This is a genomic window from Dehalococcoidia bacterium (assembly GCA_028711995.1).
Taxonomy (GTDB): Bacteria; Chloroflexota; Dehalococcoidia; order SZUA-161; family SpSt-899; genus JAQTRE01.
Genome location: JAQTRE010000173.1, coordinates 1 through 5,222, shown reverse-complemented (window position 1 = coordinate 5,222; position 5,222 = coordinate 1). Strand labels below are relative to the sequence as shown.

At 52.8% G+C, this 5,222-nt stretch carries 6 protein-coding genes; 4 read left to right on the top strand and 2 right to left on the bottom strand.

The annotated features are described in order from the left end of the window. The first annotated feature begins 150 nt into the window (after positions 1–150). The 4 genes from PHV74_14790 to PHV74_14775 all read left to right on the top strand — a co-directional run bounded on the left by PHV74_14790 (position 151) and on the right by PHV74_14775 (position 3,811). Positions 151–1,404, top strand: coding sequence for an FAD-dependent oxidoreductase (locus PHV74_14790; protein MDD5095623.1), 1,254 nt, complete (start codon positions 151–153; stop codon positions 1,402–1,404). Between the two features lie 14 nt (positions 1,405–1,418). Beyond that, positions 1,419–2,006 (top strand): hypothetical protein, encoded by a 588-nt coding sequence (locus PHV74_14785; GenBank protein MDD5095622.1) that lies wholly within the window; start codon positions 1,419–1,421, stop codon positions 2,004–2,006. Between the two features lie 131 nt (positions 2,007–2,137). Next, positions 2,138–2,884 carry an SDR family oxidoreductase gene (locus PHV74_14780; GenBank protein MDD5095621.1) on the top strand — a complete coding sequence of 249 codons (747 nt, stop codon included), beginning with the start codon at positions 2,138–2,140 and terminating at the stop codon, positions 2,882–2,884. Positions 2,885–3,064: 180 nt separating this feature from the next. Beyond that, positions 3,065–3,811 (top strand): glucose 1-dehydrogenase, encoded by a 747-nt coding sequence (locus PHV74_14775; protein MDD5095620.1) that lies wholly within the window; start codon positions 3,065–3,067, stop codon positions 3,809–3,811. Between the two features lie 138 nt (positions 3,812–3,949). Here PHV74_14775 and PHV74_14770 read toward each other — a convergent pair whose 3' ends face one another. Further along, the gene (locus tag PHV74_14770) at positions 3,950–4,855 is read right to left on the bottom strand and encodes a hypothetical protein (protein ID MDD5095619.1); all 906 of its coding nucleotides are present in this window, start codon (positions 4,853–4,855) and stop codon (positions 3,950–3,952) included. A 22-nt stretch (positions 4,856–4,877) separates the two neighbouring features. Continuing rightward, positions 4,878–5,150, bottom strand: a complete 273-nt coding sequence (locus tag PHV74_14765; GenBank protein MDD5095618.1) for a 4Fe-4S dicluster domain-containing protein — start codon at positions 5,148–5,150, stop codon at positions 4,878–4,880. Positions 5,151–5,222 lie beyond the last annotated feature (72 nt).

Here is a 5,222-nt window from a genome sequence, read left to right as displayed (position 1 = left end):
CCCAGGCAGTTCTCCTCCAGATGCTTGGGCTGCACCTCCCTCAGCGAATGAAAATTAAAGCAATGTAGTACCAACTTTACGTTCGGGAGAAGCACCTGTCAGCTTCGAAACTGCGGAAGTTGGGTTAATAGTGAAATGAGGTGAATAAGTATGTACGATGCCGATGTGATTATCGTTGGGGGTGGACCAACGGGTTTGTGCTGCGGAGCACTACTGGCCAAGCGGGGGAAAAAGGTGATATTATTCGAGAAGGCGGGCAAGCCCTATCCGGAAGTGTTCTATGATTGGAAGGGCGCCTCGTTTTACCGCGACGGCGAGTGGGTCTACCTCATGGATCTCATCGATCTCAAAAAGTTGCGAAAGATGATCGAAGAGATCATCAATACTCCTTATGAAGACTTGGCCAAATTGGATACTTTCCCTCTCAAGGAGTGGGTGGCCCAGAGATGTGATGAGGAAGGAATGCACATCTTCTGGTGGAGCCAGGCTGTAGGGGCTTTTGCCGGAACCAAGTATGAGGATTTTGGAACAGGCGACCTTCTGATATTCTTAAAGGAGCATTTTGAAAGGCTCGGTGGATGGGGAGGGTTGTGGGGGTCGGTCAAAGGCGGCGGATACTCGCTTTACTGGAAATCCCTTTGTGAGGTCATCATCGAAAACGGGGGCCAGATCAGAACCGGCACTCCGGTCGATGAGATTGTCATCGCGAATGGCAGGGTTGTGGGTGTGGAAATCCCGGTGGGGGATCGGGTAACTCCTCTCCAGTTGCTCGAAACCACAATCGTCAGAGCGCCGGACGTGATTTGTGCCTTGCCGATTTGGGACATTTTCAAAGTAATTCCCGAAAGCAAGCTGCCACGCTGGTATGTGGAGCAGATAAACGGCATCAAGAATCGGTTTGGCGCATCTGTTCCGATTGTATGCGGCGTTGACAAAGAGCTGCAGGGTTGGCCTGAGGACTGGGGTAAATGGGTCTGGCCCGAATATACCAAGAGCGGATGGAGCATTTGGGCCAACTATCTGCCGGGCTACGAGGGTGACACGGGGCAACACCAGATCGTGTTCTGGTTCATGGCTAACTGGTATGATTTCCCCAATATCTTTGAGATGGAGAGAGCCGAAAACAGGCATCAGTTGAAGGAATTGATAGCGACTTTTGAAGAGGACATCAAGAAGTTTTTCCCTGATCTGGAGAAACATCTTTTGTGGAAGTTGCACACCGTGGGGCCTTTTGGGTTGGCGGCAGTGCCCGGAGTTCGGGGACAGGCACAGCCGGGAATGGATGTCCCGGGAGTGAAAAACCTTCTTCTGGCAGGCGATACAACTCGCGAAGCCAGAGGCATTACCGTACAGAGCTGTGCCCGATCTGCCTTTATGGTTGTGGATCGGATTACGAAAAAATAGAAGGGGGAAAGGATTTGAAGGAGTCACAAAACGAGCTAAATGACTACAGCGGAGAGTACAAGGTCGATCTGAAGTTTGAGGATTTCTCCAAGGAGTACCTCATCAGGATATTGCACGCCTGGTCCAAGAGCTATTTGAGAATGGACGAAACATGGTATCGGATAACCGCAGAGAGGTCGGGAGAGGCCGAAGCCAAGAAGTGCCGGGAACTTTTCTGGTCTAGGATTGCTGATGCCAATATGCCCAAACTGGCCAAAGAGCTGGGCATTGAAGTCAAGACCGTCCTCGATGCTATGAAGGCATGGCAGTTGATCCCGGACGGCGTTGCCACAGGGTACTATCCGTGTGAAGCCGAGGTGATCAACCCGAATCACATCATCTGGACGATTACCCGGTGTATTTCGCTGGAGTGGTTTGAGAAGCAGAACGACGCAGAGCAGATAAACTGGCTTTGTAATCAGGTTGAGGCACCGGCCTTTGAGCGCTACCTGAAATCGCTCTTGCCGAAAGCCGAGATCAAGCCCTTGATCATACCCGACGGACCGCGCAAGGACCCGAAGGGCACTCCTCCCTGCAGATGGGAACTCAAGATGGAAGACTAGGAAACCTCCGGTCAAGTGGTGCGGGATTCCTCCCGTTCGAGGTGTCCTTTGTAGGGGCGATTTATGAATCGCCCCTAAACGCTTACGAGTTCGGGGGCAATGGATGCTAGCCCTTAAAAGGAGACAGGTGAATGAAGGACAAGACGATCTTCATTACTGGCGGGAATGCCGGTATCGGATTGGCCACGGCGCGGCTGTTTTCACAGCACGGAGCCAATGTGGCCATAATGAGTCGGCGGCCCGAAAAGAACAAGGCGGCGAAGGCTGAAATAGAGGCTCTGGGCGGGAAGTGCATTGCCTTTGTCGGGGACGTCTCAAAGGAAAGCGATGTCAAGAGTGCTATCGAAGAGACATTCAAAACGTTTGGCAGTCTCCATTACGCCTTCAACAACGCTGCTGCTACCCAGACTCCCAAACCATTGACGGATCAGGTCGAAGAAGAGTTCTATGCGGTCTTCGATGTTACCGTCAAGGGCGCCTGGTTGTGTATGAAGCATGAGATTCCTTACATGCTGAAGTCCGGGGGCGGAAGTATCGTGATTAATTCATCCGCATCGGGTCACACCGGCACGGTGAAGTTGCCGCTCTATAGTGCTGCCAAGCATGCCCTTCTCGGCCTGACCAAATCGATTGCGCTGGAATATGCCAAGCAGAACATCCGGGTCAATGCGGTTTGTCCCGGAGCGATACATACAGGTTCTTATGGGTACTTCGCCAAAAAGGATCCAGCCATGAAGGCTGCCGTAGAGGCCGCTCATCCCATGGGCAGGATTGGGCTTCCTGAGGAGGTTGCCCTGGGCGTATTGTATCTCTGCCGGGATGCTACGTTCACCACGGGGTCATCACTCATGATAGAAGGGGGGCGCACAGCTCAATAGTCTCGAAGGCGCGCTGCAGTTTGCCATTAATAGCCTGCTAAGGTTTTGTGGATTACCACTGCCTGGTCGAAATCGATTACGATCGGAATCAAAGGCGGCAGTTTTTGTCTCGAATAGATGCGGAGGATCGGAAATCGGCTGGAGTAGTTTGGGTTCAAAAAACGTAAGGAGGACAACGGCATGAAGGGTAAAACTATCTTCATAACTGGTGGCAACGATGGCATCGGAGTTGTCACGGCCAGACTGTTTTCACGGCATGGGGCTAACGTGGCGATCATGGCCCGTCGGGAGGAAAAAAACAAAACCGCCAGAGAGGATATCGAGAAGGAGGGTGGGAAATGTATCGCTTATACCGGAGATGTCTCAAAGGAAAGCGATGTAAAAGCTGCCCTTGCGGAAACCTTCAATCACTTTGGCAGTCTGGACTACGCCTTTAACAACGCCTGCATCGAGCAGATACCGAAGCCCCTGACGGATCAGACAGAAGAAGAATACTATGCCCTCTTTGATATCAGTGTCAAAGGTGTCTGGCTGTGCATGAAGCATGAGGTTCCTTACATGCTCAAATCCGGAGGAGGGAGTATCGTCAACAACTCTTCTGCCTCGGGAATTACCGGCGGCATGAGGATTCCGCTCTACAGTGCTGCCAAGCATGCCCTTCTGGGACTGACCAAATCGGTGGCGCTGGAATATGCCAAGCAGAACATCCGGGTCAATGCGGTTTGTCCTGGAGCGATATCAACCCCCACTTATGAGCGTTTCGTGGAGCGCGACCCGGTCATGAAAGCGACAATCGAGAACCTTTTCCCTATGGGCAGAGTCGGCACATCCGAGGAAGTTGCCTTGGCTGTATTGTATCTCTGCCGGGATGCCACCTTCACCACGGGAGCATCTCTAGTGATGGATGGAGGTCGCACAGCTCAGTAGTCTCGATAACCTGCTGAGGCTTGTGGATTATTGCTGCTAGGCCGAAGATGTCATCGTTGGTCCTCTCCCATCAGGGGAGAGGACCCATTTTCCGAAGATTGGTGATTGGAGGGGGATCAGGATTTCATCGGAGCGTTCCTACATGACACGTCCTTCATGTTCGCGCGGCAAGATACCGTTGGATACAAGGAAGCGGACGATTTCCTGAGCCACCTTTTGCGGCTTGCCTTCGATCACATCACTCCCTTTCTTTGTTGCACCGCCACCTAGCATGGCCTGCTGCATCTGCTCTAACGGAGAAAGTGCCTTCGCTGGAGCGGGAGACTTCTTAGTTCTCGGCCGAGGCGGAACATAATGCAGAAATCGGCCACCGCAAGCAGACTCGATATCTGATGATTTAAGTCCTATTGAGGCAAGGTCAATGACCGGTATCTCCATGCGCTCAGAGGCAAGCACATCAGGGAACGAAGCGTACGGAATCTCGGCGGTCCCTTCATCAACTGTGATGACCGCCGGAAGCTTGCAAGCGACGATCTCACGATCGCCGCGGTCGAGCCGTCGATGTACCGTCAGGGCATCACGCGCCGGTGAAATCTCCAGATGACTCACACTGCATAACTGAGCGAAACACAAATACTCGGCCAGTGCAGGACCGACGTATCCGGATCCACCACAAATCCCTCGCGAACCACAGACGATCAGGTCAAATCCGATAGAAGAAATGGTGGCAGCCAGCACGCGAGCGATCACGTCGGGACCATGCGCGCCTGCCGTGAGGGCACTGTCCCACACCCGGACGGTCTTGTCTGCACCCAAGGCGACGCAGACCCGAAGTGCTCGTTCGACAGATTTGGGCCCGACGCTCATAGCTGTCACTTTCGCAGTCCCGGGAGGCAATGCCTTCCGCACCATTGCCAAAGCAGCCAGATCGGCGGGATTGACGATATTTACAAGTCCCGCGTTATCAAGTGATACTGTTTCTTCAGTCAGGCTGAAAGGGCCAGCCACATCCGGTACTTGTTTGACACATAAGGCAATATTCATTGTTCATCCTTTGAATTGACAACTAGCCAAGGCGAAAAGACACGCCGTAGCCGCCAAGCGGGTAGTCCCACTTCAGCGCTTCCCTGGGGCACATAACCCGGCATGTCCCGCATTCGAGACATCCCTCGTAATTGAACTTGATTTCGCTGTTCTCCTCTTTAAAACAGCCGGCCGGACAGAAATAGAGGCAAGACCTCAACTCACATGTGCCGCATTTAGAACTATCCAGCACTATGTGCGGCTCCATTGAAACAACGTAGCGGATCTGAAGAAGTTTCTCTGAACGGTCTATCATAACGCCCTCACCCCCTTCCATCCGTCACGTATCAGATCAACTTTCTTGACTTTGCCCAGTTCCTCGCGGGCT

Excerpts from the sequence above, each read along its gene's own strand:
- PHV74_14790 (MDD5095623.1), top strand. The coding sequence starts at position 151 with ATGTACGATGCCGATGTGATTATCGTTGGGGGTGGACCAACGGGTTTG.
- PHV74_14780 (MDD5095621.1), top strand. The coding sequence starts at position 2,138 with ATGAAGGACAAGACGATCTTCATTACTGGCGGGAATGCCGGTATCGGA.
- PHV74_14775 (MDD5095620.1), top strand. The coding sequence starts at position 3,065 with ATGAAGGGTAAAACTATCTTCATAACTGGTGGCAACGATGGCATCGGA.
- PHV74_14770 (MDD5095619.1), bottom strand. The coding sequence starts at position 4,855 with ATGAATATTGCCTTATGTGTCAAACAAGTACCGGATGTGGCTGGCCCT.
- PHV74_14765 (MDD5095618.1), bottom strand. The coding sequence starts at position 5,150 with ATGATAGACCGTTCAGAGAAACTTCTTCAGATCCGCTACGTTGTTTCA.